General features: G+C 62.2%; 26 protein-coding genes and 1 pseudogene. 14 read left to right on the top strand and 13 right to left on the bottom strand.

From position 1 onward, the window contains the following. Positions 1 to 5 precede the first annotated feature (5 nt). The 3 genes from C9990_RS03790 to C9990_RS03780 all read left to right on the top strand — a co-directional run bounded on the left by C9990_RS03790 (position 6) and on the right by C9990_RS03780 (position 2449). Positions 6 to 422: a membrane lipoprotein lipid attachment site-containing protein gene (locus tag C9990_RS03790; RefSeq protein WP_065910149.1), complete on the top strand. Its 417-nt coding sequence runs from the start codon at positions 6 to 8 to the stop codon at positions 420 to 422. Between the two features lie 155 nt (positions 423 to 577). Continuing rightward, entirely contained in the window at positions 578 to 1465 is an 888-nt protein-coding gene (locus C9990_RS03785) for a neutral zinc metallopeptidase (protein WP_065910147.1), read from the top strand. After that, positions 1466 to 2449 carry an alpha/beta hydrolase gene (locus C9990_RS03780; protein WP_106802560.1) on the top strand — a complete coding sequence of 328 codons (984 nt, stop codon included), beginning with the start codon at positions 1466 to 1468 and terminating at the stop codon, positions 2447 to 2449. It abuts the gene before it with no gap. A 936-nt stretch (positions 2450 to 3385) separates the two neighbouring features. Here C9990_RS03780 and C9990_RS03775 read toward each other — a convergent pair. Genes C9990_RS03775 through C9990_RS03765 form a run of 3 tightly spaced genes read right to left on the bottom strand, consistent with a single transcriptional unit; the run spans position 3386 to position 5462 of the window. Then, a complete protein-coding gene (locus C9990_RS03775) occupies positions 3386 to 3979 on the bottom strand; it encodes an HAD family hydrolase (RefSeq protein ID WP_065910143.1) in 594 nt (197 codons plus the stop codon). Then, positions 3976 to 4845, bottom strand: a complete 870-nt coding sequence (tesB, locus tag C9990_RS03770; protein ID WP_065910141.1) for an acyl-CoA thioesterase II — start codon at positions 4843 to 4845, stop codon at positions 3976 to 3978. Before tesB ends, C9990_RS03775 begins: the two co-directional genes overlap by 4 nt. Positions 4846 to 4892: 47 nt before the next feature. Continuing rightward, complete coding sequence (locus C9990_RS03765) at positions 4893 to 5462, bottom strand: GNAT family N-acetyltransferase (RefSeq protein ID WP_106802559.1); 570 nt, start codon at positions 5460 to 5462, stop codon at positions 4893 to 4895. Positions 5463 to 5537: 75 nt separating this feature from the next. Between C9990_RS03765 and C9990_RS03760 the strand changes: the two genes are divergently transcribed. Beyond that, positions 5538 to 6458 carry a histone deacetylase gene (locus C9990_RS03760; protein WP_106802558.1) on the top strand — a complete coding sequence of 307 codons (921 nt, stop codon included), beginning with the start codon at positions 5538 to 5540 and terminating at the stop codon, positions 6456 to 6458. A 374-nt stretch (positions 6459 to 6832) separates the two neighbouring features. Continuing rightward, entirely contained in the window at positions 6833 to 8098 is a 1266-nt protein-coding gene (locus C9990_RS03755; RefSeq protein ID WP_106805602.1) for a TIGR03862 family flavoprotein, read from the top strand. Between the two features lie 93 nt (positions 8099 to 8191). On the opposite strand, the gene C9990_RS03750 is transcribed toward C9990_RS03755, so the two are convergent. Further along, the gene (locus tag C9990_RS03750) at positions 8192 to 9526 is read right to left on the bottom strand and encodes a DEAD/DEAH box helicase (RefSeq protein ID WP_106802557.1); all 1335 of its coding nucleotides are present in this window, start codon (positions 9524 to 9526) and stop codon (positions 8192 to 8194) included. A 48-nt stretch (positions 9527 to 9574) separates the two neighbouring features. Further along, positions 9575 to 10471, bottom strand: coding sequence for a drug/metabolite exporter YedA (gene yedA, locus C9990_RS03745; RefSeq protein WP_106802556.1), 897 nt, complete (start codon positions 10469 to 10471; stop codon positions 9575 to 9577). Positions 10472 to 10632: 161 nt separating this feature from the next. On the opposite strand from yedA, the gene C9990_RS03740 reads away from it, so the two are divergent. Both C9990_RS03740 and C9990_RS03735 read left to right on the top strand, forming a co-directional pair. Further along, positions 10633 to 11088, top strand: a complete 456-nt coding sequence (locus C9990_RS03740; RefSeq protein WP_065910132.1) for an Lrp/AsnC family transcriptional regulator — start codon at positions 10633 to 10635, stop codon at positions 11086 to 11088. Beyond that, positions 11078 to 11776 carry a cyclase family protein gene (locus C9990_RS03735; RefSeq protein ID WP_106802555.1) on the top strand — a complete coding sequence of 233 codons (699 nt, stop codon included), beginning with the start codon at positions 11078 to 11080 and terminating at the stop codon, positions 11774 to 11776. Before C9990_RS03740 ends, C9990_RS03735 begins: the two co-directional genes overlap by 11 nt. 121 nt (positions 11777 to 11897) lie before the next feature. Here C9990_RS03735 and C9990_RS03730 read toward each other — a convergent pair whose 3' ends face one another. Together C9990_RS03730 and C9990_RS03725 are read right to left on the bottom strand one after the other, a co-directional pair. Beyond that, the gene (locus tag C9990_RS03730) at positions 11898 to 12161 is read right to left on the bottom strand and encodes an acyl carrier protein (RefSeq protein ID WP_106802554.1); all 264 of its coding nucleotides are present in this window, start codon (positions 12159 to 12161) and stop codon (positions 11898 to 11900) included. Continuing rightward, positions 12151 to 12717, bottom strand: a complete 567-nt coding sequence (locus C9990_RS03725; RefSeq protein ID WP_106802553.1) for a hypothetical protein — start codon at positions 12715 to 12717, stop codon at positions 12151 to 12153. The genes C9990_RS03730 and C9990_RS03725 overlap by 11 nt, the downstream gene beginning before the upstream one ends. 193 nt (positions 12718 to 12910) lie before the next feature. Between C9990_RS03725 and C9990_RS32650 the strand changes: the two are divergent. After that, positions 12911 to 13054: pseudogene (locus C9990_RS32650) on the top strand (DUF3077 domain-containing protein); the annotation flags it as partial. Positions 13055 to 13090: 36 nt separating this feature from the next. Here the strand turns inward: C9990_RS32650 and C9990_RS03715 are convergent. From C9990_RS03715 to C9990_RS03705, 3 genes are all read right to left on the bottom strand, one after another. Next, positions 13091 to 13702: a PolC-type DNA polymerase III gene (locus C9990_RS03715; RefSeq protein WP_065910125.1), complete on the bottom strand. Its 612-nt coding sequence runs from the start codon at positions 13700 to 13702 to the stop codon at positions 13091 to 13093. Positions 13703 to 13744: 42 nt separating this feature from the next. Continuing rightward, a complete protein-coding gene (locus tag C9990_RS03710; protein WP_034117765.1) occupies positions 13745 to 14221 on the bottom strand; it encodes an NYN domain-containing protein in 477 nt (158 codons plus the stop codon). A gap of 118 nt (positions 14222 to 14339) precedes the next feature. After that, on the bottom strand, positions 14340 to 15098 hold the full coding sequence (locus C9990_RS03705; protein ID WP_106802552.1) for a DUF2076 domain-containing protein: 759 nt from the start codon (positions 15096 to 15098) through the stop codon (positions 14340 to 14342). A gap of 180 nt (positions 15099 to 15278) precedes the next feature. Here C9990_RS03705 and C9990_RS03700 point away from each other — a divergent pair, with 180 nt between their 5' ends. Further along, entirely contained in the window at positions 15279 to 15938 is a 660-nt protein-coding gene (locus C9990_RS03700; RefSeq protein ID WP_065910342.1) for a YciC family protein, read from the top strand. A 40-nt stretch (positions 15939 to 15978) separates the two neighbouring features. Continuing rightward, complete coding sequence (locus C9990_RS03695) at positions 15979 to 17067, top strand: endonuclease/exonuclease/phosphatase family protein (RefSeq protein WP_106802551.1); 1089 nt, start codon at positions 15979 to 15981, stop codon at positions 17065 to 17067. A gap of 105 nt (positions 17068 to 17172) precedes the next feature. Here the strand turns inward: C9990_RS03695 and hrpB are convergent, their stop codons facing one another. Then, positions 17173 to 19680, bottom strand: a complete 2508-nt coding sequence (hrpB, locus tag C9990_RS03690) for an ATP-dependent helicase HrpB (RefSeq protein ID WP_106802550.1) — start codon at positions 19678 to 19680, stop codon at positions 17173 to 17175. Positions 19681 to 19828: 148 nt separating this feature from the next. On the opposite strand from hrpB, the gene C9990_RS03685 reads away from it, so the two are divergent. Together C9990_RS03685 and C9990_RS03680 are read left to right on the top strand one after the other, a co-directional pair. Continuing rightward, the gene (locus tag C9990_RS03685; RefSeq protein ID WP_106802549.1) at positions 19829 to 20248 is read left to right on the top strand and encodes a polyribonucleotide nucleotidyltransferase; all 420 of its coding nucleotides are present in this window, start codon (positions 19829 to 19831) and stop codon (positions 20246 to 20248) included. Positions 20249 to 20257: 9 nt separating this feature from the next. Continuing rightward, a complete protein-coding gene (locus tag C9990_RS03680) occupies positions 20258 to 21157 on the top strand; it encodes a cation diffusion facilitator family transporter (protein WP_106802548.1) in 900 nt (299 codons plus the stop codon). An 82-nt stretch (positions 21158 to 21239) separates the two neighbouring features. On the opposite strand, the gene C9990_RS03675 is transcribed toward C9990_RS03680, so the two are convergent. Beyond that, positions 21240 to 22337: a DUF6515 family protein gene (locus tag C9990_RS03675; RefSeq protein WP_106802547.1), complete on the bottom strand. Its 1098-nt coding sequence runs from the start codon at positions 22335 to 22337 to the stop codon at positions 21240 to 21242. Between the two features lie 431 nt (positions 22338 to 22768). On the opposite strand from C9990_RS03675, the gene C9990_RS03670 reads away from it, so the two are divergent. Both C9990_RS03670 and C9990_RS03660 read left to right on the top strand, forming a co-directional pair. Continuing rightward, positions 22769 to 23248: an Lrp/AsnC family transcriptional regulator gene (locus C9990_RS03670; protein WP_003194418.1), complete on the top strand. Its 480-nt coding sequence runs from the start codon at positions 22769 to 22771 to the stop codon at positions 23246 to 23248. A 203-nt stretch (positions 23249 to 23451) separates the two neighbouring features. Further along, on the top strand, positions 23452 to 23661 hold the full coding sequence (locus C9990_RS03660; protein WP_025999909.1) for a DUF2788 domain-containing protein: 210 nt from the start codon (positions 23452 to 23454) through the stop codon (positions 23659 to 23661). Here the strand turns inward: C9990_RS03660 and C9990_RS03655 are convergent. Further along, a complete protein-coding gene (locus C9990_RS03655; RefSeq protein ID WP_106802546.1) occupies positions 23656 to 24291 on the bottom strand; it encodes a pseudouridine synthase in 636 nt (211 codons plus the stop codon). The genes C9990_RS03660 and C9990_RS03655 overlap by 6 nt on opposite strands. Positions 24292 to 24335 lie beyond the last annotated feature (44 nt).

Genomic DNA, 24335 nt, shown 5'->3' with positions numbered 1-24335 from the left:
CTGCTATGAAAAAAACCCTCTTTATTCTTTCTGCCCTCGCCCTGCTGACCGCCTGCAACCAGGAGTCCAAGGAGGCACCCAAGCCTGCGCCACCGTCTGTGCAAGCCACGCTGGTGCCCGAAACCCCGCCCACCGATAAGTGGGTCGGCAAGTGGATCGGCGTCGAAGGCCTGAACCTGACCATCGCCAAGGACGACAGCGTCGGCCGTGGTCACTACATCCTCACCATGCAATACGGCCTCGACGCCGACGACTCCGGCACCTTCAAAGGTGAAGCCGCCGAAGACGGCATCGCCTTCACGCGCCCCGACGGGCCGCAACTGCTGCGCGCTGGCAACGGCGAGGCCACCGGGCTGAAATGGCTGGCGGAGAAAAAGGACTGCCTGGTGGTTGATAGCGGTGAAGGCTACTGCCGCGATTGAGCCGTCCAACCTGACACAACTTTCATCTGGCGCCCCTGCCAGCATGGGCTGAGAGCAGCGATACTACGCAGCTCTCGAACCTGTCGGACAGCCGGGCTGGCGCCATTCCCACGCACCAACAACACTGTTTCAGAGTTCATCGAGAGGATTGCCCCATGCTATGGAAAAAAGGCCGACGCAGCGACAACGTGGTGGATGCCCGCGATGACAGTGGCGGCGGCGGTGGCGGCATGCGGTTTGGTGGCGGCAAGGGCCTGAGCCTGACGGCAATTGTGCTGATCGTCGGCATCGGTTGGTTGACCGGCCAGGACCCGCTGCAGATCCTCGGCCAGTTGACCGGCCAGATGGAACAGGCGCCCTCGGTGAGCACGCAGCCACGCCAGGCACCGCCGGCCAACGACGAGCAAGCGGACTTTGTGCGCGCGGTGCTGGGTGATACCGAAGACACCTGGGCCCAGGTCTTTCAGGAAAATGGCCTGGCCTATAAGAATCCGAAACTGATTCTGTTCCGTGGTCGGGTCAATTCGGCCTGTGGTGGCGCCACCTCGGCCAGCGGCCCGTTCTATTGCCCGGCCGACCAACAGGTGTACCTGGACCTGGATTTCTTCCGGGAAATGTCGCAACGCTTCAAGGCCGCCGGTGATTTCGCCCAGGCCTACGTGATCGCCCACGAAGTCGGGCACCACGTGCAGACGCTGCTCGGCATCTCGGCCAAGATCCAGGCCGCGCGCCAGCAGGGCCGGCAGCTGCAAGGCGATGGCGGCCTGCTGGTGCGCCAGGAACTGCAGGCCGACTGTTTCGCCGGGGTCTGGGCCAACCGCGCGCAAAAGCGCCTGAACTGGCTGGAGCCTGGCGATATTGAAGAAGCACTGAATGCGGCCAACGCCATCGGCGATGACCGTTTGCAGCAACAGGGTCAAGGGCGCGTCGTGCCGGACTCGTTTACCCACGGGACCTCGGCACAGCGGGTTCGCTGGTTCAAGACCGGCTTTGCCCAGGGCCAGATCACTCAATGCGACACTTTTACCGCCAAGAGTCTTTAGATGAATAAACGATTGGGATTGCTGCTGGGCTTGTTGATTACCTGTTCCTCATCCACCTGGGCCGCCGAGAAAGAACATGGGGTCAAGGTGGTCAGTCCCGATCGTTTTCACCTGGATGCCGGCGACCTCAGCCTGGGCTTGAGCCAGGACTGGCGCCAGCCACTGCCCCAGGTCACCCGCGCGCTGATCATCGTGCACGGCCGCCTGCGCAATGCGCAGACCTACCTGCAAAGCGGTGAAGACGCCGCCGAGCACGCGGGCCAGGCGACCAACACGCTGGTGATTGCGCCACAGTTTCTGAATGAGTCCGACATCAAGCGCAACCACCTGGACAACCAGGTGCTGCGCTGGAACGGCAACGACTGGATGGCCGGCGAGTCCTCCGTCGGCCCAGGCCAGGTCAGTTCCTACGGTGCCCTGGACCAGATCATCAAGCACCTGGGCAATCGCAAGCTGTTCCCGGCGCTGAAAGAGATCGTCGTCGCCGGCCATTCCGGCGGTGGCCAGGTGGTCCAACGGTTTGCCCTGACCGGCCACGACCACCCGATGCTGCAGACCGAAGGCATCAGCCTGCGTTACGTGGTCGCCAACCCCTCGTCCTACGCGTACTTCACGCCACAGCGTCCGGTGAAGTTCGACACCGCCAGTTGCCCAGGCTTCAACGACTGGAAATACGGCATGCAAAGCCTGCCGGATTACGCCAAGGGCCAGAGCGCCGAGCAGCTTGAGCAGGCCTACGTGTCACGCAACATCACCTACCTGCTGGGCCAGCAGGACACCGACCCGAACCACCCGGCGCTGGATAAAAGCTGCGCCGCCGAGACCCAAGGCGCGTATCGCCTGATTCGCGGGCACAACTATTTTGACTACCTCAAGCAGCGGCACCCGCAGTTGAGCCAGAAACTGGTGGAAGTGCCGGGCGTTGGGCATAACGGCGACGGCATGTTTACCTCGCCTGAAGGCCAGAAAGTACTCTTCCAATAACCCCACATCCCTGCAGGAACCGGCTTGCCGGCGATGGTGGTGGGTCAGCCAACGCCTCTATCGCCCATGCGGCCGCTTTCGCAGCCTCGCTAAGGCTCGACAACTCCCACAGGGGATCGCGGGGGTGGGCTGTGAGATCTGTGGCGAGCGATTTTCTACCTGACAACCACGGTCAAAATGTGGGAGCTGGCTTGCCTGCGAAAACGGTGGGCCAGCCAACCCCTCTATCGCCCATGCGGCCGCTTTCGCAGCCTCGCTGGGCTCGACAACTCCCACAGGGGATCGCGGGGTGGGCTATGAGATCTGTGGCGAGCGATTTTCTACCTGACAACCACGGTCAAAATGTGGGAGCTGGCTTGCTTGCGAAAGCGGTGGACCAGCCAACGCATCTATCGCCCATGCGGCCGCCTTCGCAGCCTCGCTAAGGCTCGACAACTCCCACAGAGGATCGCGGGGTGGGCTGTGAGATCTGTGGCGAGCGATTTTCTACCTGACAACCACGGTCAAAATGTGGGAGCTGGCTTGCCTGCGAAAGCGGTGGGCCAGCCAACCCCTCTATCGCCCATGCGGCCGCCTTCGCAGCCTCGCTAAGGCTCGACAACTCCCACAGGGGATCGCGGGGCGGGCTGTGAGATCTGTGGCGAGCGATTTTCTACCTGACAACCACGGTCAAAATGTGGGAGCTGGCTTGCCTGCGAAAGCGGTGGGTCAGCCAACGCCTCTATCGCCCATGCGGCCGTCTTCGCAGCCTCGCTGGGGCTCGACAACTCCCACAGGGGATCGCGGGGCGGGCTGTGAGATCTGTGGCGAGCGATTTTCTACCTGGCAACCACGGTCAAAATGTGGGAGCTGGCTTGCCTGCGAAAGCGGTGGGCCAGTTGAAAACAGATCGACTGACACGCCGCCATCCCCGGCTCAAGCTGGCTTCAACAGGGCTCAGGGCTGGATCATTTGGCGCAGCACTGCACAGTCTGTGGCATGCCAATCTGCCAATTCCGGCCACGGGTTCTGCGGCAAGTTGACCAACACCGTGCGCGTGCCCGCTGCGCGGCCGCAGTCGAGGTCGAAGCGGTAATCACCGACCATCACCATCTCGCTCGGGACCACATCCCAGGCTGCGGCCAGTTTCAGCAGGCCGCCTGGATCGGGCTTGGGCGGTGCATCATCGCGGCCCAGCACGTCGTCGACGGCAAAGCAGTCGGCCAGGCCAATCGCTTGCAGGGTGATATGCGCCAACTCCCGCGCATTGCGGGTAAGGATGCCGAGGCGATAACCGCGTCCCGCCAATTCCCGCACCAGCTCCACCGCACCCTCTGCTGCGACGGAACCCAGCGCCAGCTCGCGCTCATGCTCCAGCAACCACGCATGCTTGGCCGCTGCCACGTCGGCAGGCAATGCAGCCAGGTGAGTGAGGATGTCGTCCTCGGGCGGAATCTCCAGGGCCACGCGAATGGCCGCAAAGTCATGCACGGCCACCGTGAGGGTGCCGTCCATGTCGAATACCCAATGCTTAACGTCCGTCAGGCTCATGCCCAATCCTTGCGATGGCGAATCAACCCTTCCTGGGTCACGGAAGCCACCAATTGCCCGGCACGGTTGTACACGCTGCCGCGCGAGAACCCCCGTGAGTTGCCGGCCCATGGGCTGTCCATGGCGTAGAGCAACCAGTCATCGGCGCGCAGGTCGGCGTGGAACCACAGCGCGTGGTCAAGACTGGCGACTTGCATGTCTTTCTGCCAAACGGTCTTGCCGTGAGGCAGCAGCGAAGTGGTCAACAGGCCGAAGTCCGAGGCGTAGGCCAGCAAGTATTTGTGCAGCGCCGGCGCGTCAGCCAGGGCACCGTCGGCGCGAAACCACACGTACTTGACCGGGTCGGACGGCTGCGGGTTGAACGGGTCTTTCTCGGTCACCGGGCGCACTTCGATCGGCTTGGGGCACAGCAGCTTGTCGCGCATGTGCTCGGGGATCAGGTGCGCACGCTGCTGGGTCAGCTCCAGCTCCGACGGCAGGTTTTCCGGACCGACCACCACGGGCATGGTGGTCTGGTGTTCGAAGCCTTGTTCGTCGTACTGGAACGAGGTGGTGCAGGTGAAGATCGGGTGGCCCTTCTGGATCGCGGTCACGCGGCGCGTGCTGAAACTGCCGCCGTCACGCACGCGGTCCACCGAATACACCACTGGCAATTTCGCATCGCCGGGGCGCAGAAAGTAGCCATGCAATGAATGCACGTGCCGCGCTTCTTCGACCGTCTGGCTGGCGGCCGACAAGGACTGGCCGAGCACCTGGCCGCCGAACAGTTGGCGAAAACCCAGGTCCTGGCTGCGGCCGCGAAAGAGGTTTTCCTCGATCGGCTCCAGGGTCAGCAAGTCCACCAGATCTTCCAATACTTGGCTCATTCACACTCTCCTCAGAGCAATTCTTTTCTACTTGTAGGAGCCAGCTCCTACCCGTGCAGCGTGTCCAACCATTGGGCGCGGGTGATGCGGTACAAAACATGCGGGCACAGCGGGTCATCGGCTGCGACCTTGGGGTGTTCGAAATCTGCCAGCGGATCGTAATGCATACCGATGGCCTGCATGACTTTTTGTGATGGCAGATTGGCCTCCGTGGTGAAGGCGACAATTTCATCCAGCTGCAAGCGGTCGAACCCACAGCGCAATGCCGTCCACGCCGCCTCGCTGGCATAGCCCAGCCCCCAGTGCTCGCGCGCCAGGCGCCAGCCGATTTCCACCGCCGGGGTGAAACCCGCCTCGAAGCTGACATTCTGCAACCCGGTCAGGCCAATGAATTCGCCAGTGTCCTTGCGCTGCAAGGCCCACAGGCCAAAGCCGTATTCGGCGAAATGGCCACGAATCCGCCCGATCAGCGCAGCGCTTTCCAGGTGGCTCAATTTGGCCGGGAAATAGCGCATCACCTGCGAGTCGGCGCACATGCGTGCAAAATCCGGCAGGTCGCTGTCACGCCATGGGCGCATCAGCAGGCGTGCACTTTCCAGTTCGAGTATCGGCTCCATGGGTCCCCTCCCTTGCCATGTGCGTGAGTGTACAGCGCTGTTAAGATCCTTCGCAGATTCCTGTCAGAAAATCCCATGCCCTTGCCATTGATCTACCACGATGACTACAGCCCCGAGTTCCCGGCGGACCACCGGTTCCCGATGGACAAGTTCCGTCTGTTGCGTGACCACCTGGTGGCCAGCGGCCTGACCGAGGACAGCCAACTGCTGCGCCCGCAGCTGTGTCCGGCAGATATTCTCGCCCTGGCTCATGAACCGGGCTATATCGAACGCTACATGAGTGGCGAGTTGTCGCGCGAAGACCAGCGGCGCCTCGGTCTGCCCTGGAGCGAAGCCCTGGCCCGACGCACCGTGCGCGCGGTGGGCGGCTCGATCCTCGCGGCCGAGCAGGCACTCGAACATGGCCTTGCCTGCCACTTGGCGGGCGGCACCCATCACGCCCATTACGATTACCCGGCGGGCTTCTGCATCTTCAACGACCTGGCGGTGATCAGCCATTACCTGCTGGAAAGCGGCCGGGTCAACCGCGTGCTGATCTTCGACTGCGACGTGCATCAGGGCGACGGCACCGCCCGCATCCTCCACGACACCCCGGATGCCATCACCGTGTCGCTGCACTGCGAAAAGAACTTCCCGGCGCGCAAGGCCCAGAGCGATTGGGACATCCCACTGCCCATGGGCATGGGCGATGCCGACTACCTCAAGGTGGTCGATGACGCCCTCAACTACCTGCTGCCGCTGTACCAACCCGACCTGGTGCTGTACGACGCCGGCGTCGATGTGCATAAGGACGACGCCCTCGGTTACCTCAAGCTGACAGACACCGGCGTCGCCGCCCGCGATGAAGCCGTGATGCGCCACTGCCTGGGCCGCGACATCCCGGTGATGGGCGTGATCGGCGGCGGCTACAGCAAGGACCGCCCTGCCCTGGCGCGTCGTCACGGCATCCTGCATCACAGCGCGCAACGGGTATGGACGTCATCAGGCTGTCATTGAAGTGTGAGCGTTACCCACAATGCCTGTGGAACGGCCTGTGGATAAGTTGAGCGTAAGCGTCTGAAAGCTAACCCACGCATGGCGTGTAGGAAACTGTACGTTTTCTGATCAGACACGCCGGCTTCCTTGTGGTGAGCGGGCTTACCCCGCGTTGGGTTGCGTAGCAGCCCCTTTTGAGGGCGTCGCGTTCTGTCAGTTAGAACGGGGGTTGAGGGTTTGGGGCTGCTTCGCAGCCCAACGCGGGGCAAGCCCGCTCGCCACAGGAAGCGTGTTCACCACAGGAAGCGTGCGCGCCGATCACAACGATCCTTCCCCACCACAATTGCGCGCCATTGCTTACAATGGGCGCCCTTTTGTTTTCACCAGGCCTGCTGATGTCCGCTACTGCTCCCTCCCACGTTGCCATTATCGGCGGCGGCCCCGCCGGGCTGATGGCCGCCGAAGTTTTGAGCCAGGCAGGCGTGCGGGTCGATCTGTATGACGGCATGCCCTCCGTGGGGCGCAAGTTCCTGCTGGCGGGCGTGGGCGGCATGAACATCACCCATTCGGAGGCGTACCCGGCGTTCCTGTCGCGTTACGCCGAGCGCGCGCCGCAGATGGCGCCGTTACTGCGCGCGTTTGGCGCCGAGGCGTTGTGCGAGTGGATTCACGGCCTGGGCATCCAGACCTTTGTCGGCACCTCCGGTCGCGTGTTTCCTACCGACATGAAAGCCGCACCGCTGCTGCGTGCGTGGCTCAAGCGCCTGCGTGACCAGGGCGTGATTATCCACACCCGCCATCGCTGGCTCGGCTGGAATGCCGAGGGCGACTTACTTATCCACAGCCCTGACGGCGAAAAAACTATCCACAGCGATGCCGTGCTACTGGCCCTGGGCGGCGGCAGTTGGTCGCGCCTGGGCTCCGATGGTGCATGGCTCAAGTTGCTGGAAGACCGTGGCATGCCCTACGCCCCGCTGCAACCGAGCAACTGCGGCTTCGAGGTGTCGGCCTGGAGCGATTTGATGGTGAGCAAATTCGCCGGCGCGCCGCTGAAAAACGTCGCTATCGGCATGGCGGATGACAAGCCTCGACTGGGCGAGTGCGTGATCACCGCGACGGGCATCGAGGGCAGCCTGATCTACGCACTGTCGGCGCCGATTCGTGAAGCCATCAACCGTGACGGCGCGGCCACCGTGCATATCGATCTGCTGCCGAGCAAGCCGCTGGACAAGGTCCAGGCCGCCCTGGCCAAGCCACGTGGCTCGCGCTCGATGAGCAAGCATTTGCACAGTCAGTTGGGGTTGGATGGGGTGAAAGCGGCGCTGCTGCGCGAGTTGACCCCGGCGGAGCACTTTCATGATCCGGCGCAGTTGGCGGTTGATATCAAGGCGCTGCCACTGACCCTGGTGAAAACCCGGCCGATGGATGAGGCGATCAGCACCGCCGGTGGCGTGCCATTCGAGGCGTTGGATGAGCGGTTGATGCTCAAGCAATTGCCGGGGGTGTTTTGCGCAGGGGAGATGCTCGACTGGGAAGCGCCGACCGGCGGGTATTTGCTGACGGGGTGTTTTGCCAGCGGACGAGCAGCCGGGCGCGGGATGTTGGAGTGGCTTGTGGCGAGCGGGCTTGCCCCGCGTTATGCCGCGAAGCAGCCCCAATAAACCCGCAGGGTTTTAACAGATAACTCGCGCTTGCAGGTTTTAGGGCCGCTTCGCGGCCCAACGCGGGGCAAGCCCACTCACCATAAAGGTCAGTTACTTCTTCTTGCGCGGCCCGGTATTAAAAACCGGGACCTTGCGCACCGGCTTGATCGACGGCTCCGCCGGCGCCACCTCACCACTGTCCACCCACTTGCCGAGGTTGCGCTTGCCGCCACCACCGGAAGTCTTGGGCTTCTTCGGTTTTTTCGGTTTCTTCACTACCTGCCCGCTGGCATCGGTGTCCGGCACGCGGTGTTCCGGTTCGAAATCCGGCTCCATCTTGCGGGTCAAGGTCTGACGGGTCAGCATCTCGATGGCCGACAGCATGTTCACTTCATCAGCGCACACCAGCGAAATCGCCTCGCCGGTGTTGCCCGCACGGCCGGTACGGCCAATGCGGTGGATGTAATCCTCGGCCACGATCGGCAGGTCGAAGTTGACCACCAGCGGCAGGTCTTCGATGTCCAGGCCACGGGCCGCCACGTCGGTGGCCACCAGGATCTGCACTTCGCTGGATTTGAAACGGTCCAGCGCGCGTTGGCGGGTCGCTTGGGGTTTATCACCATGGATGCCGTCGGCATTGATGCCCAGGCCTTGCAACTTATCCACCAGCGCATCCACGCCATTGCGGGTCTTGGCGAACACCAGCACCTGCTTCCAGCGGCCTTTGCGCATCAGGTGCACAAACAGCTCGGGCTTGCGCTTCTTGTCGACCGGCACCACCCATTGCTTCACGGTATTAGCGGCGACGTTGCGCGGGCTGACCTCGATGCTCAGCGGGTCGTTGAGCATCTGCCCGGCCAGCACGCGGATTTCATCGGAGAAGGTCGCCGAGAACAGCAGTGTCTGGCGCTTCTTCGGCAGCATGCGGTAGATGTTCGCCAGTTCTTCGGAGAAGCCCAGGTCGAGCATGCGATCGGCTTCATCCAGCACCAGGGTCTGCAGCTGGTTGAGTTTCAGCGCGTTCTGGCGGAACAGGTCGATCAGCCGGCCCGGTGTGGCGACCAGGATGTCGACACCCTTGCGCAGCTTCATCATCTGCGGGTTGATGCTCACGCCGCCGTACACCGCGTAAGTGGTCAGCGGCAGGTGTTGGGCGTACTCGGCAACGCTGGCGTGAACCTGCTCGGCCAGTTCACGGGTCGGGCACAGGATCAGTGCGCGGGCCGAGTTGGCGGCGACTTTGGGCCCTTCCATAGTCAGCAATTGCAGGAGCGGCACGGCGAAACCGGCGGTCTTGCCGGTGCCGGTCTGGGCCGCAGCCATCAGGTCGCGACCGGCCAGCACCGCCGGAATGGCTTGCGCCTGCACCGGCGTCGGGGTCTGGTAGCCAAGCGTCTCAAGGGCGCGCAGCAAGGGTTCGATCAGGCCAAGTGTGGCGAAAGTCATGTGTTTACCGTAGGAAAAATTCAGCGCAAGGGCGTAATGCGCGGCAGTTTACCTTATTTCCGGCTTGGGCTTGCGCCACTGGGGCAGGCTGATCAACAGCACCGCGCTGATAATCACCAGCATCGCCAGGGCTTCTTCCAGGCCGATGGTCTCGCCGATGAACACGATCCCCAGCAACACCGCCACCGCCGGGTTAACGTAGGCATAGCTGGTCGCCGCCGCCGGACGCACATGCTTGAGCAGGTACATATAGGCGTTGAAGGCGATGATCGAGCCGAACACGGTCAGGTACGCCAGGGCCAGCCAGCCTTCCAGCGGCGGCATGGCTTGCAGGTGTTCACCGGTGAGCGCACTGGCGATCAACAGCGTCACGCCGGCCACCAGCATTTCCGCCGCACTGGCCATTGCCCCCGGCGGCAACGGCAGACGCCGGCTCCACACCGAACCAAACGCCCACGACGCCGCTGCAAACAATAATAAAGCGGCGCCCATCGGGCTCGACTGCAATGTGCTACCCATGTTGAGCATGGCGATGCCGATCATCCCCAGGATTACGCCCGCCCATTCCAGGCGGGTATTACGCGCGCCCCAGAAATAACCGCACAGCAAGGTGAACAGCGGCACGGTCGCCACCGCCAGCGCCGCCACACCGGACGAGACGCCGGTGTGCTCGGCCACACTCACCGCGCCATTGCCGAAGGTCAGCAGCAAAATGCCGATCTTGGCAGCTGCTTTCCATTGCTCCCAGGTCGGCGCTGGCGCCCCGCGCCAACGCAAGAAGCCATACATCACCGCCCCCGCCACCAGGAAGCGAATCCCACCCAGCATCAGCGGCGGCCAGAATTCCACGCCGATGCGGATCACCAGGTAGGTGGAGCCCCAAATCACATACAACGCAAAAAAAGCGGCGATCAACGGTAAGGGAAAGCGACGTGGGCCTGGCATTGGGCAGCTCTATGGCAGAAATGAGAGAGGCTTATTCTAAAAAGGGAGGCGCCTAAACATAAGTTACAAAACCTGTTTAATCCGCCAGTACACTTTTCAAAACATGGTTATCAGGGCTATAACTCCTACTTTCGAAAGCCACGCGCTCCTGGAGCCTTATCATGGACAAATACGACCGCATGCTCCTCAGCGCCCTGCTCGAAGACGGCCGCGCTTCCTACGCGCAACTGGCGCGCACGGTAAACCTCTCCGCCCCCGCCGTCGCCGAACGCGTGGCCAAGCTGGAGGCCAGCGGCGTGATCACCGGGTATCAGGCCAAGGTGGACTTATCCAAAGTCGGCCTGCCGATTCAGTGCGTGATGGAACTGAGACTGACCAACCACGGCAGCCAGAAGGTCTACGATGCCCTGGCCGAAATCCCCGAACTGACCGAATGCCATCGTGTAACGGGCGATCCGTGCGTGATCATGCAGGCAGCGGTGGGCTCGATGCCGGAGTTGGAGAATTTGATCAACCGGGTGGCGAAGTTCGGGTTCAGCAAGACCTCGATCATCTTGTCGAGCGCGATAGAACGGCGGGTGCCGTTGGGGCAGTTGGAGGGCAAAAATGGTGGATAAGCCCAGCAAGGTCTTCAGCCTCAGTCACCCGATCTCCCCGCATATTCCGCTGTGGCCGGGGGACCCGCCGGTGGCGTTTGAAGACGTCGCGTCACGGGACAAGGACGGCTATTTCCTTCGTCGGTTCAGCATGGGTGAACATAGCGCCACGCATATGAATGCGCCGAACAGTTTTTATGCTGGTGGAATGGGGATTGATGGTTATCGACCCGAAGACTTGGTGCGGCCCGCCGTAGTGATCGATGTGCACGGTAAAACCCAGAGCAATCCAGACTACGAAATCAGCCCACTGGATATTGAAGCATGGGAACGTCAGCACGGGCTTATCGAACCTGGCTCGGTGGTGCTGATGTACACCGGCTGGCAACACCTCTGGAACGACCCGATAGCGTTTTTTGGGCAGGACGCGCAAGGCTCACACTTCCCTGGGATTGGTGAAGCGGCGATTCGGTTTTTGCTCGAACAGCGCCAGATTGCCGGGGTTGGCATTGATACCCACGGGGTTGATCCAGGGCAAAGCACCGCCTTCGCGACAAACCACGCCGTGTTGGCGAGAAACGGGATTGTGCTGGAGTGCCTGACCCACCTCGACCGGCTTCCGGCCAAGGGCGCCACGTTAGTGATAGGTGTACTAGGACTGGAAGGCGGTTCGGGATCACCAGCATCAGTGATGGCGTTTATTCCCTGACTTGCAGGTAGGCCCTACCGACGCCATCGCAGGCAAGCCAGCTCCCACACTAGACCGCATACAGTCCGGGCAATTCGGTCAACTGTGGGAGCTGGGCTTGCCCGCGATGACGTCAGTTGCTTCAACACAGCTGTGAGCGTTGAACAATCAAATCGACCACCTGCTCGATGGTGGTGATGTGATCCCAATCTTTCTGCGTCGCTCGCAAGTTGAATTGCCACTTGATCTGCATGACAAAGCAGGTCAAATCATCATCAATAATCTTGAAGTCATGGATGAAGTCCGTTTGCTCGGTGACCTGACTTCGGTCGATGAAACCGATGATATCGACGAATAGCTGAATCACCTTTTCGCTGATCTCGGCTCTAGTCGGGCTAGCTGCCATTTCTTGCCTCATAGGCGCACTTACCAATACTGATTAGATCAAAGACAGCCAACCCCGCAGCAACGAAAGGAATGCCCCGTCCAATAATGCCAAATACCCGGACGGTGCCAAACGTCGCTTTCGCCATTCTGGCCACCGTGGGTTGCCTGATCAATGTCCGAGGGAAAAAGCGCATTCCATTGAGACTCGCCAGGTTCGTCGTTTTGCTAGAGCCAACATGAACCCAAGTGCCCACGGCAATTTTGTTTATAGGTATGCCGGCGGCGCCAGTGAGAACCGTTGCGGCCGTCAAGCCGTAGTGTTGCTGGGTACATTTCCAGAGTTCGTCAAACGTGGTGCTCGGCACCGAGGAGTCCGCATGAACGGGCTTGAGTAACTGGTAACTGGCGCCATGGGTCCAGCCTGGCGAATGAGGTAAAACCATGACTGCCGGGCAACTTGTCATCGTGTTTCCCAAATGAAACGCCATGCTTGAAGTTGAGCCGAAATCGATGCCGGTGCCTTGGAGCTCAAACTGGCTTCGCCTGATTGCTGTGTGAAGATCGCTTTCCTGCATGACGTAGTCCCTGTACGTAAATGACAGCCGGGATCTTAGGTCGCAGCGAAGGGGTATAGACGGGAGAAGGGAAAATCCAGAATGGTCCGACAGGACAGCAAGGCTAAGCCTACTGACTATTCAGAAAGCAGATAAGCGCCCCCAAAAAGAGCGGTTGTTTCAATGGCCAGCAAGACCACTCTCTTTCATTTGCGCGGCGGATTTGCCGCATTGCGCGGTGGGCTCTGCGCACTCGTCGGGCAAAACGATGGATGTGCAGCAGCGGGCGGTGATGCATTTGGTGGAGATGGCGAAGGGGGTGGTGGATCGGGCGCTGGAGTGTGTGCAGCCTCGATGAACACCGCCCCTCCCACATTTGAACGGCGTTGTTCTATCAGAACCCGCGATGTTTCTTCAGATGCTCATTGATCTTCGCCGCCGGGACTTTCTGCAAGGTGCACAGCAGGTCGTGGGACAGTTCGCGCAATCCGTGGGTGCGGCGCAGTTCCTGGGCCAGGTGCGCTGTGAGGTTGGCAGCCATTTCCGCATCCGCCAGCGCCCGGTGAGCCTGGCCGGTGTGGGGCAGCTTGGCGAAGGCATTCAACGTGCCGAGTTTGTGGTTCGGCGCCGACGGCATCAGGCGGCGCGCCAGCAGCAGGGAGCAGGCGAATTTCTGCAGGCGGGTGCGGCGGATCAGGCCCAGTTCGTAATCCCAGAATTTCTGGTCGAACGCAGCGTTGTGCGCCATCAGCGGCGTGGTGCCGACGAATTCATTCACTTCGTTCATCACCCGCTCAGCCGGCGGCGCGCTGCGCAGCATGGCGTTGCTGATGCCGGTGAGCTGTTCGATAAAGCCGGGCACGCGCACGCCAGCGTTCATCAGGCTCTGGTAACGGTCCACGATCTGGCCACGTTCGAGGATGACCACGGCGATTTCCGTGGCCCGGCAGTGGCTGCTCGGGGTGATGCCGGTGGTTTCAAAGTCGATGACCGCTATACGTTCCAAACCTGTTCCAACTCCGTCTAACTATTTATTGCGCCGTAGCGCTTATTTGAGCAGCAACGCGCCTTCGATCGGCACGTAGCGGCTGGCAGCGCGTATCAACGAGTTGGCCGTCAACCCCGGCACGCCATACGCCACGGCTTCGACGCCGTGCTTGTGGATGATGCGGTCGAGCAGCATGTCGAAGTCACCGTCGCCGGAGGCCAGCACGATTTCGTCGACGTGGTCGGCGGCGTCCATGATGTCGATGGTGATGCCCACGTCCCAGTCGCCCTTGGCCGAGCCGTCGCTGCGCTGGATATACGGCTTGAGTTTCACCGTGAAGCCCAGGTTGCGCAGGATCTGCTGGAACTGCTGCTGCTTGCTGTCGCCTCGGTCGATGGCATACGCATAGGCCTCGACGATCTGCCCGCGCGCGCTGATATCAGCCCACAGGGCGGCGTAGTTGAAGTGGCAACCATAGGCCTGGCGGACGGTGTAATAGAGGTTTTGTACATCGGCGAACACTGCAATTTTCTTCACCGCACTTCCTCATGACAGCCAGGCGCCAGCGCCCGGAAAGGGTGCCAGTATGCCAGTCGCGAGAACGTTTCCGGGAAAAATCAGACCGGGGCGACACAGCGCCCCGGTTGAGTGCAGGTCAGACGAAGGAATCGTCGTCGCCAAAGGAAGAAGAGTCGTCGGAATAGTCGCTGTCGGCAAAACTGTCCGAGTTGTTGCTGCCCCAGCTGTCGCTGTCATTGCCGGCAAAGCGCTGGTCATCGTTGCCCCAGCCGCCCTGGTCGCTGGCCGGCGCCGGTTGCTCGATGATTTCTTCCACTACCTGCGGCTGCTGGTTGTGGTGGAACAGGCTGCTGATGCCCTCGGCCAGCATTACACCACCGGCCACGCCTGCAGCCGTTTTCAGTGCGCCGCCGAGGAAGCCGCTGCCGATCGGGGCCGCAGGCGCCTGCTGCGGTTGCTGGTAGTTCTGCTGGGGCGCGCCATAGTTCTGCTGCGGCGCAGGCTGGCCAAACGCAGGCCTGCCCGGTTCACGCCAGCCACCCGACGACGCCGGGGCGCTCTGGCTTGGCTGCGGGTCGCGGGAACCGCCGCCAAAGATGCTCGACAGGAAGCCGCCGCCGCTTGCAGGGGCTGGCTGCGACGACTTGGCGCGCTCTAGCTCCTCCTGCAATTGCTGGATCTGCTGCGCCTGCTGCTTGTTCTGCGCGTCGAGGCTCTTGAGCGCGTGTTCCTGCACCAGGATCGACTGGGTCATGTAGTACCCGGCGGCCGGTTGGCGAGTCATGTGCTCCTTGATCCGCGCTTCTGCTTGCGCATCGCGGGGGGCTGAGTCCGTTTCGGCTTGCTGCAACCGTGAAAACAGTCCATCGATCAGGGTTTGCTCTTCGCTGTTCATGGCGACCTCGTTAGATTGCCGGTAGAAATCGTGGTCCTGCCTGTGATCAGGCCAGGTGCACTCTAGTTATGGGGCTGTTACCAGTTGTTTCAATGGTCTTTACTCAAGGTTTACGTTTGCGTCCCTGCAACCCTGATCGGTTAAAGTGTCGCCCTTGTTTCCAGGCCTGCGATGAACCTGATGAATCCGTTAGACGTATTGCGCGACTCTTTCCGTTTTACCCGGAACAACCTGGGTGCCATCGTTCAGCTATGCCTGCCGCTGGTCATCCTGGAGGCCCTGCTGCAACAGGTGCTCGACCACACGCTGGGCCCGGATGCCTTCCCCGGCTACAGCGTGGTGGTGGGATTGCTGGTGTACCCGCTGTACACCGGCGCCTTGATCCTGTTTCTCGACGCCCGCACCCGGGGCGAATCGCCGCGCACCAAGGATGTGTGGGCGATGGCGCTGACCCTGTGGCCGCGCTTCGCCCTGCTGACGGCCATGAGCACCTTGCTGATTCTGCTTGGCCTGTCGCTGTATTTCCTGCCGGGCCTGTGGCTGATGGTGGTGCTGGCGTTTGCCGAGTACCTGCTGGTACTGCGCAGCATGCCGGCGCTGGAGGCAATGAAGGAAAGCTTCCGCCTGACCCGTGGGCATTTCTGGCGGATCCTGGTGTGCCTGTTGTGCGTGATGACACCGCTGTGGCTGCTCAAGGGCGCCAGTGTGGCGGCCTATCCCGAGCCTGCGCCGTTGCTAGGCGTGCTGATCGACAGCGCGCACAGCTTCCTGCAGCTGTTTACCAGTGTGGTGCTGTTTCGTTTATTCATGCTGATCGGTGGCGATGCCGACGCGCGGTGATATGCTCCGTGCCACTCCCGAAACGCTATAAGCCGAGCCGATGACCCGTTTATTGCGCATAACCTTGCTGGGCCTGTTGATCATTGCAGGCCTGCTGACGGCCCTGATCTACAGCCTGACCTGGCGCCCCGAGCCCAAGGAAATCCTGCCCGTGAGCTGTGTTGCGCCGCGTGCGCCGACCCTGTTGCCAGGGCAGGCGCTCAAGGTCATGACCTGGAACGTGCAATACCTGGCCGGCAAGAACTACGTGTTCTGGTACGACACCACCGACGGCAGCGGCCCCGACGACCGCCCCACCGTGGAAGACATGGCCGCCAGCCTCGACGAAGTGGCGCGGGTGATCCGCGACGAACAACCCGACATCCTGCTGCTGCAGGAACTCGACGAAAACGCCAAGCCATCCCACTACCAGGACCAACTGGCCCTGCTCCAGGAACGCCTGGTCGACCTCTACCCCTGCAGCGCCCAGACCTTCGACTGGAAAGCCGACTTCGTCCCCGACCGGCATATCTTCGGCAGCGTCGGCCGCAAGCTGGCGACCCTGAGCCGCTACCAGATCGAACACGCCGAGCGCCTGCAATTGCCGGCGCCGGACGCCAACTTCATCAGCCGTCAGTTCCAGCCCAAGCCAGCCCTGCTGCTGACCTACTTGCCACTGAGTGATGGCGGCCAATTCGCAGTACTCAACACCCGCCTGGACGGCGACGCCCCGGGCCGCAGCGCGGTGCAGGCGCAGGTGCAAACCACGGTCAAGTTGCTGGATAAATTCGAAGGTCGCGGCACGCCCTGGTTGATCGGCGGTGATTTCAACCTGCTGCCCCTGGGGCAATTCCTGCGCCTGGACGCCGGCAAGCGCGGGCAATATTCGCCGGACAGCGAGCTGCACCTGCTGTGGGACAAGTACCCGATGATCCCGAGTAACAGCGAATCGAGCGGGATTGATCGTGAGAAATGGCTGACGCACTTCCCGAATGATCCCAGCATCGAAGGCCCGGATCGCACGCTCGATTACCTGTTCTACAGCCCACGGATCAAACGGGTGCAGGCCAAGGTGCGGCAGGAGGATACCTTGCGTATTTCCAACCATCTGCCGGTGATCGCACGGTTCCTGCTGCCTGCCGCGCAATAACCAATACCTGTAGGAGCCGGGTTTGCCGGCGATGCAGACGACGCGGTGTGTCGGCTGCACCGCAGTCGCAGGCAAGCCAGCGTCTACATTTGATCCCGGTGGTCGCTACTTTCTCGGCTTGATCCTGGCGGTCGCCTCCGCCACCAGCGGGTCATCCGGCCAATAGTGCTTGGGGTAACGACCCTTCAGATCCTTCTTCACTTCGGCGTAGGTACTGCGCCAGAAGTTCGCCAGATCCTGGGTCACCTGCACCGGCCGCCGTGCCGGGGACAGCAGGTGCAGCTTCACCACTTGGCGCCCGCCGGCAATGCGCGGGGTGTCGGCCAGGCCGAACAATTCCTGCAGGCGCACCGCCAAAATCGGCGGCTGTTCGCTGTAGTCCAAACGCACTGACGAGCCCGACGGCACCTTCACATGTTGCGGCGCCAACTCGTCGAGCCGCTGGGGCAGCGGCCACGGCAACAGGTTATGCAGGAAGCTGGAAATATCCAGGTGGGCGAAATGGCTCAGGCGCGAGACTTTGCCCAGGTAGGGCATCAGCCAGTGTTCGAGGCTGGCGAGCAAGGCGGTGTCGCTGATATCCGGCCATTCGCTGGTTTTGCCGGCGTCCAGCTGGCGCAGCAGCATGACGCGGGACTGCCATTGGCGCAGTTCAGGCGTCCAGGGCAGCAACTCCAGGCCTTTGCGCCGCACCAGGTTGACCAGCGCCTGGCTGCGGGCGGACTCGTCCAGGCCGGTCAGCGGTTCACGGCTGAGCACCAGTTCGCCGACTTTGCGCTGGCGTTCGGCACGCAATACGCCTTCACGCTCGTCCCAATCCAGCTGGTCCACGGTGCGCACTTGCTCGGCCAGCACCGTGTCGAACAGTGCCGGATCAAAATCGGCCGCCAGGTAGATACGTTCTTCACGCTGGCCCTGGCGACTGCCGAGGTCAGCGATCACCAGCCAGGGTTGTTTCATCAGGCTGTCGGCCTCGGCGAACAGCGCCGCTCGGCCGTTGGCCAGGCGATATTCGGCGCCGCCGGGGCGACGTTGCTGGGCGACGCGGTCCGGGTAGGCCAGCGCCAGCAGGGCACCGAGCCAGCGTGGGTGGTCGGGATCGGCCACCGGCTGGGTGGCCTTGCCTCTCAGATAGCCACGGTATTGCCGCGCCAGTTGCTTGGCCCGCTGCACGCCGCCTTGGGTGCCGCGCGCGCGTTCTTCACCGGACAGCAACGCCAGGCGACTGTGCAAATCCGCGCCAGCGCCGCGCAAAATATCGCGCTCCCCCAAGAGCGCGGCGACCTCACACGCGGTCGCCGCGAGGCCCAGATCCTGGCCGCGCAACAGCAGATGGGCGATACGCGGATGGGCCGGCAGCTCGGCCATTTTCTGGCCATGCGCGGTCAGCGTGTCGTCATTCAACGCCCCCAGGCGCTGCAGCAAATCCTGGGCCTGGGCATAGGCGGCGGTCGGCGGCACATCGAGCCACACCAGTTGCGTGGGCGTAACACCCCAACGCGCCAGTTGCAGCGCCAGGCCGGCGAGATCGGCGGCGAGGATTTCCGCACTGCCATACGCCGCCAGGCCTTCATGCTGGTCCTCGGACCACAAGCGATAACACACCCCCGGCTCCAGGCGCCCTGCCCGGCCGGCGCGCTGGGTGGCACTGGCGCGGGAGATGCGTTGGGTATCGAGGCGGGTCATGCCGCTGCCAGGGTCGAAACGCGGCACGCGCGCCAAGCCGGCGTCGATCACCACACGTACGCCATTGATGGTCAGGCTGGTCTCGGCGATGTTGGTGGCGAGTACCACTTTGCGTTTGCCGGGCGGGGCCGGGTCGATGGCGGCGCGCTGGGCGTTGAGGTCCAGCTCGCCATGCAGCGGGCACAGCAGCACATCGCTGCGGTCGCCCAGGGCGTCAGCCAGTTGTTGATGGACCCGGCGAATCTCCGCCTGCCCCGGCAAGAACACCAGCACACTGCCGGACTCATCGTGCAGGGCCTCGAGGAGAGTGTTCACCACACGCGGCTCGATGAATTCACCCGGCTGGTACGGCCGGCCCCAGCGCGTCTGCACCGGGAACATGCGTCCCTCGCTGCGCAGGATCGGCGCGTCGTGCAGCAGGCTGGCCAGGCGCTCGCCTTCGAGGGTCGCGGACATCAACAGGATTTTCAGCGGCTGCTCATCACGAAACAGCTCGCGCCCGTTCAGGCTCAGGGCCAGCGCCAGGTCGGCGTCGAGGCTGCGTTCGTGGAATTCGTCGAAGATCAGCAGGCCCACGCCGTCAAGTGCCGGGTCATCCTGCAAGCGACGGGTGAGGATGCCTTCGGTGACCACTTCAATCCGTGTATTGGGGCCGACTTTGCTGTCGAGACGGATGCGATAGCCGACGGTGTCGCCGACCTTTTCGCCCAGTTCACTGGCCAGCCGTTCGGCGGCAGCACGCGCCGCCAGGCGCCTCGGTTCGAGCATCAGGATGGTCTGCCCGGCCAGCCAGGGCTCGTTCAACAAGGCCAAGGGCACACGGGTGGTTTTACCGGCGCCGGGCGGTGCTTCCAGCACGGCTTCATGGCGATTCGCCAAGGCGTCACGCAGGGCGGGTAAAACATCATCGATCGGCAACGAATTCATACTGGCTCCAAAGCAGAGCGGCGAGTATAACGGCGAACTGCCGGATGCCGGTGCTGGTCTCACAAGCACCCCGCTCTTTCGCGGTGGATGCGCTCAAAGGTGGGCGCTGGCTTATAGTTTCGTATCAACCGTGTTCAGGAGAGTCTTCATGCGTATCGCTTCCCGTGTCATTGGCGGTGTCCTCGCCGTCACCCTGCTGAGCCAGTTGACGGCCTGCGGCTCGATTTTCTACCCCGACCGCCGCGGCCAGATCGACGGCAAGATCGACCCGGCGATTGCCGTGCTCGACGCCGTGGGCCTGCTGTTCTATGTGATCCCTGGCCTGATCGCGTTCGGCGTGGACTTCGCCACCGGCGCGATCTACTTCGAACCGGGCAAGACTGCCCAGGTCGCCCCGGAAAAACTCCACGAGGCTATCGGTGCCGACGGCAAGGTCGACAACGCCAAGCTGCAAAGCATCATCCAGAAGGAAACCGGCCGCAGCCTGCCGCTGGATGACCCGCGCATGATCCAGTTCAAGGGCAGCGTGCAACAGCTTGCATCCCTGGGCCTGCAACCCGCTGCCTAAGGACTGCCCATGACTACCAGCCCCGAACACGCGCGGCTCCTGCGCCTGGCCACCCGCGCCTCGGTCGGCGTGGCCTGTGCGCTGATTATCACCAAGGCCATCGCCTGGTGGCTCAGTGGCTCGGTGAGCATGCTCGCCGGGTTGACCGACTCACTGCTCGACGGCGTGACCTCGCTGCTGAACCTGCTGGCCGTGCACTACGCCCTGCGCCCGGCCGATGACGATCATCGCTATGGTCATGGCAAGGCGGAATCGCTGTCAGGCATGGCCCAGGCGCTGTTTATCGGCGGCAGTGCGGTGCTGATCGCATTCCAGGCCTACGAGCGCCTGCAACACCCGGAACCAGTGGGCGCGCCGTGGCTGAGCATTGGTGTGATTGTGTTTTCCCTGGTGCTGACCGTGGCCTTGCTGATGCTGCAACACCGGGTGGTGCGCGAAACCGGCTCCAACGCGGTACGCGCGGATTCTCTGCATTACCGTTCGGACCTGATGCTCAACGGCAGCATCCTGGTGGCACTGGTGCTGGCGGGCATGGGTTTTCATCAGGTCGACGCCTGGTTCGGCCTGGGCATTGCCGCCTACATCTTGTGGAGTGCGATCCAGATCGCACGGGAAAGCTTCGCGGTATTGATGGACGAGGAGCTGCCGCCGGAGGTCAGCCAGCATATGCTGGAACTGGCGCGCGGCGTGCCCGGCGTGCTGGGTGCGCATGATTTGCGCACGCGGATTTCCGGCAGCCACTGGTTCGTGCAACTGCACCTGGAACTGCCGGGGGATTTGACCCTGTCAGTCGCCCACGGCATCAGCGACCAGGCCGCCGATGCCATTCACCAGGCCTACCCGCGTGCCGAAGTACTGGTACACGCAGACCCCGCAGATCAACCGCAAGCAGACAGCTATAAGCGGTAAGCTTCAAGCTGCAAGCCTCAAGCCTCAAGCCTCAAGCGTGAAGCTTGCAGCTTGTAGCTTGCAGCTTGCAGCTTACCGCTGCTCAATACTGCACTTGATACCCGCGACTGCTCAGGCAGTTGCCCTGTGCCTGGCGGTAGGTTTGCACCACCGCCGGGTCGGGCGCGTAGGTGACGGCCTGCGGGTCGAAGCCGCTTTGCTGCACTGCCCAGCGATAACAGTCATAACCGTCCTGCTGCACTTGGGCCGGTGACTGGCCGTTGGCGGGGTAGGCCACCACGTCATACCCGTTGCCTTGCGGCGCCGGCTGCGGTCCAGGCACTGCGGTCGGCGGTTGCACCACCACGTATTCCTGGGAGGTGCTTTCATAGGTGTAGTAGGCACCGGCCGCGAGGAAAAACAACGCGCTGCCCACCCACACTTCGCGCGCGTAGTCCGGCAGGTAGCGCACGCGGATCCCATACGGCGGCGTTACCACCACGTAGCGCGGGCCTTGCGGGCGATACCAGTAGCCGCCGGAGAAGAAGTAATCCTGGCCACGGTACGGCACGCGGTAATTGCGGTCGGGAAAACGGTCGACGGTATAACCGGGACGATACTGCGGGCCGGGCCCCCAACCATTGCCATGCCCGTCGGGGCGACCCGGCCAGCGATTGTCATTCGGGTGACCGTTATTGAAGCCACCGCCCGGACGTGGGCCCGGACCATTGCCGGCCTGCCAATGCTGGTTGCCATCATTGCGACGTGGGATGTCTTGGTAGTTGCCCTGGCGCGGTTCCTGGGTCTGGCGCACGGTATCCGGACGCCCCTGGATCGGCAGGTTATTCGCCGGCTGCGGCGCCGGCCGAGGCTGTTCAGCCCCTTGCGGGCGACCCTGCCATTGCCCGCCACCGTGCGGCTGCTGCTCGGCGCGATCAAAATGCGGATTCTGGGGACGCGGCTGGTTGTTCTCGAAGTGCTGGTTCTGCGGACGCGGCTGAGTGTTTTCCGGCCGTGGTTGATTGTTCTGCGGGCGAGGCTGGTTGTTTTGCGGTCGCGGCTGTTCGTTACCTTGCCGACCGCCTTCCGGCCCTCGTTCATGCTGACCGCCGCCTTCAGGGCGCGGGTCATCTGCCATCACTTGCGTGCCGACGGTCACCATCAGCAAACCTACACCTGCCATACGCCAGATGCGCTTCATGCTATTCCTCACTGCGGATAAGGGCCTAGAACGTCCGGCCTCATAGATAAGACTGGAAAAGCCGCGCCCGGTTCTGAGACAGGTTATCAGTCACGAGAACAATTTTCTCAAGGCAAAAGAAAAGGGGTGACCCGTCGGCCACCCCTTGAGAACTTCGTCCTGGCTCAACGCTTTTGACGTTGGCTCACCTCACGCCGTCTTGTGGACAGTGTGCAGCCTGGAGGCCAACTCAACCCTGCTGGGGTGGCGGCCGCAGCGGGCCTGATTGGGCGAGCTGCTGTGGACTGTTGTCCAGGCGGTGATTCTGTTGATAACGATACCCGCCAACGTCCGACAGATGATTGCGAAGATTGCGTCAATAAACAGTGCTTGCGCAATTTTTAACCCTTCATGGATAATTCACCGCAATAGTTACGACAAAGGCCAACCCAATGAGCAAGCTTGACCGATACGACCTGAGTATTTTGGCGGAATTGCAGCGCGACGCGAGGATCTCCAACCAGGAGTTGGCCGAGCGTATCGGCCTGTCGCCTTCGCCCTGCTCACGCCGGGTCAAGCAATTGGAGGACGACGGCTACATTGCACGCCAGGTCGCCCTGCTCGACCGCAAGATGCTCGGCCTGAGCCTGACCGCCTATGTGCTGATCGGCATGGACCGTCACACCCCGGAGCGTTTCGAGAATTTCGAAGCGGCCATCCGCACCCTGCCCCAAGTGCTGGAATGCAGCCTGGTGACCGGCATGGACGCCGACTATCAACTGAAAGTGGTGGTGCCGGACATGGATCACTACCAGAAGCTACTGCTGGGTCACCTGACCCGCATCGAAGGCGTGACCAGCGTGCGCTCCAGCTTCGTGCTGAACCAGGTGCTCAATAGCACCGAATTGCCGCTGACTCATTTGCGTACCTGATTTCAACAACATTGAAAATCCCCTGTGGGAGCGGGCTTGCTCGCGAAAGCGCTGATTCCGTCAATACATGCGTTGACTGACACTGCGCTTTCGCGAGCAAACCGGCTCCCACATTTGGACCGTACCTCGATCCAAATCAATGTTGTGTTGAAGACGCTGCCTTATACTTGCCGCCTGCCCCGTCGGAAGAGCCCATGAACAACATCGATCCCGCCCTGTTTGAAGAATGGATGATGACTGGCCTGGTCACCATCCTGATCATTTTCATGGGCTTTATCGTCTGGGACCTGGCAAAGAAGTCCAAGGCCGGGCGCTTTGGCTCGTTCATCCTGTTCTTCGTGCTCGGCCTGGGCGTGGCTGCATTCATCATCAAGAGCGTGGTGATCGGCCTGATCGAGTCCGGCGCCTTATAAGCGCGCCGGCACTTCCTTCCACTGGCCTTGATCCAGGCCATCGATCGACCAATCGCCAATTCGCACGCGCACCAGGCGCAAGGTCGGCAACCCGACTGCGGCGGTCATGCGCCGAACCTGACGGTTACGCCCTTCTCGAATCACCAGTTCCAGCCAGTAAGTCGGTATGTTTTTGCGAAAGCGTACCGGCGGGTTGCGCGGCCATAACTCAGGCTCATCCAGCCGCCGGGCTTCGGCGGGCAGGGTCATGCCGTCGTTGAGTTCCACGCCATTGCGCAGGCGTTGCAGATGCTCCTCAGTCGGCTCGCCTTCGACTTGCACCCAGTAGGTCTTCGCCAGCTTGTGCTTGGGGTCGGCGATGCGCGCCTGCAACTGGCCGTCGTTGGTCAGCAGCAACAGGCCTTCGCTGTCACGGTCCAGGCGGCCGGCGGGGTAGATGCCGGGGATGTCGATAAAATCCTTGAGGGTCGCCCGGCCGCCTTCGTCGCTGAACTGGGTCAGCACATCAAAAGGCTTGTTGAACAGGATCAACTTCGGCTCCGCGGGTGGCGCCTTGGCGACTCGACGCGCAGCGGAATACGGGGGGTTCACGCCGGGGCGGCGCGAATCGGGACGGGCAGGACGGGACATGGCAAAAGGAACATCTAACGGTCAGGACCGACAATGCTAGTGGC

This window comes from Pseudomonas sp. S5D5 (assembly GCF_003013355.1).
GTDB lineage: Bacteria > Pseudomonadota > Gammaproteobacteria > Pseudomonadales > Pseudomonadaceae > Aquipseudomonas > Aquipseudomonas aylmerensis.
The sequence above is the reverse complement of the archived record's forward strand: the minus strand, read 5'-3'. Positions and strand labels throughout refer to the sequence as shown.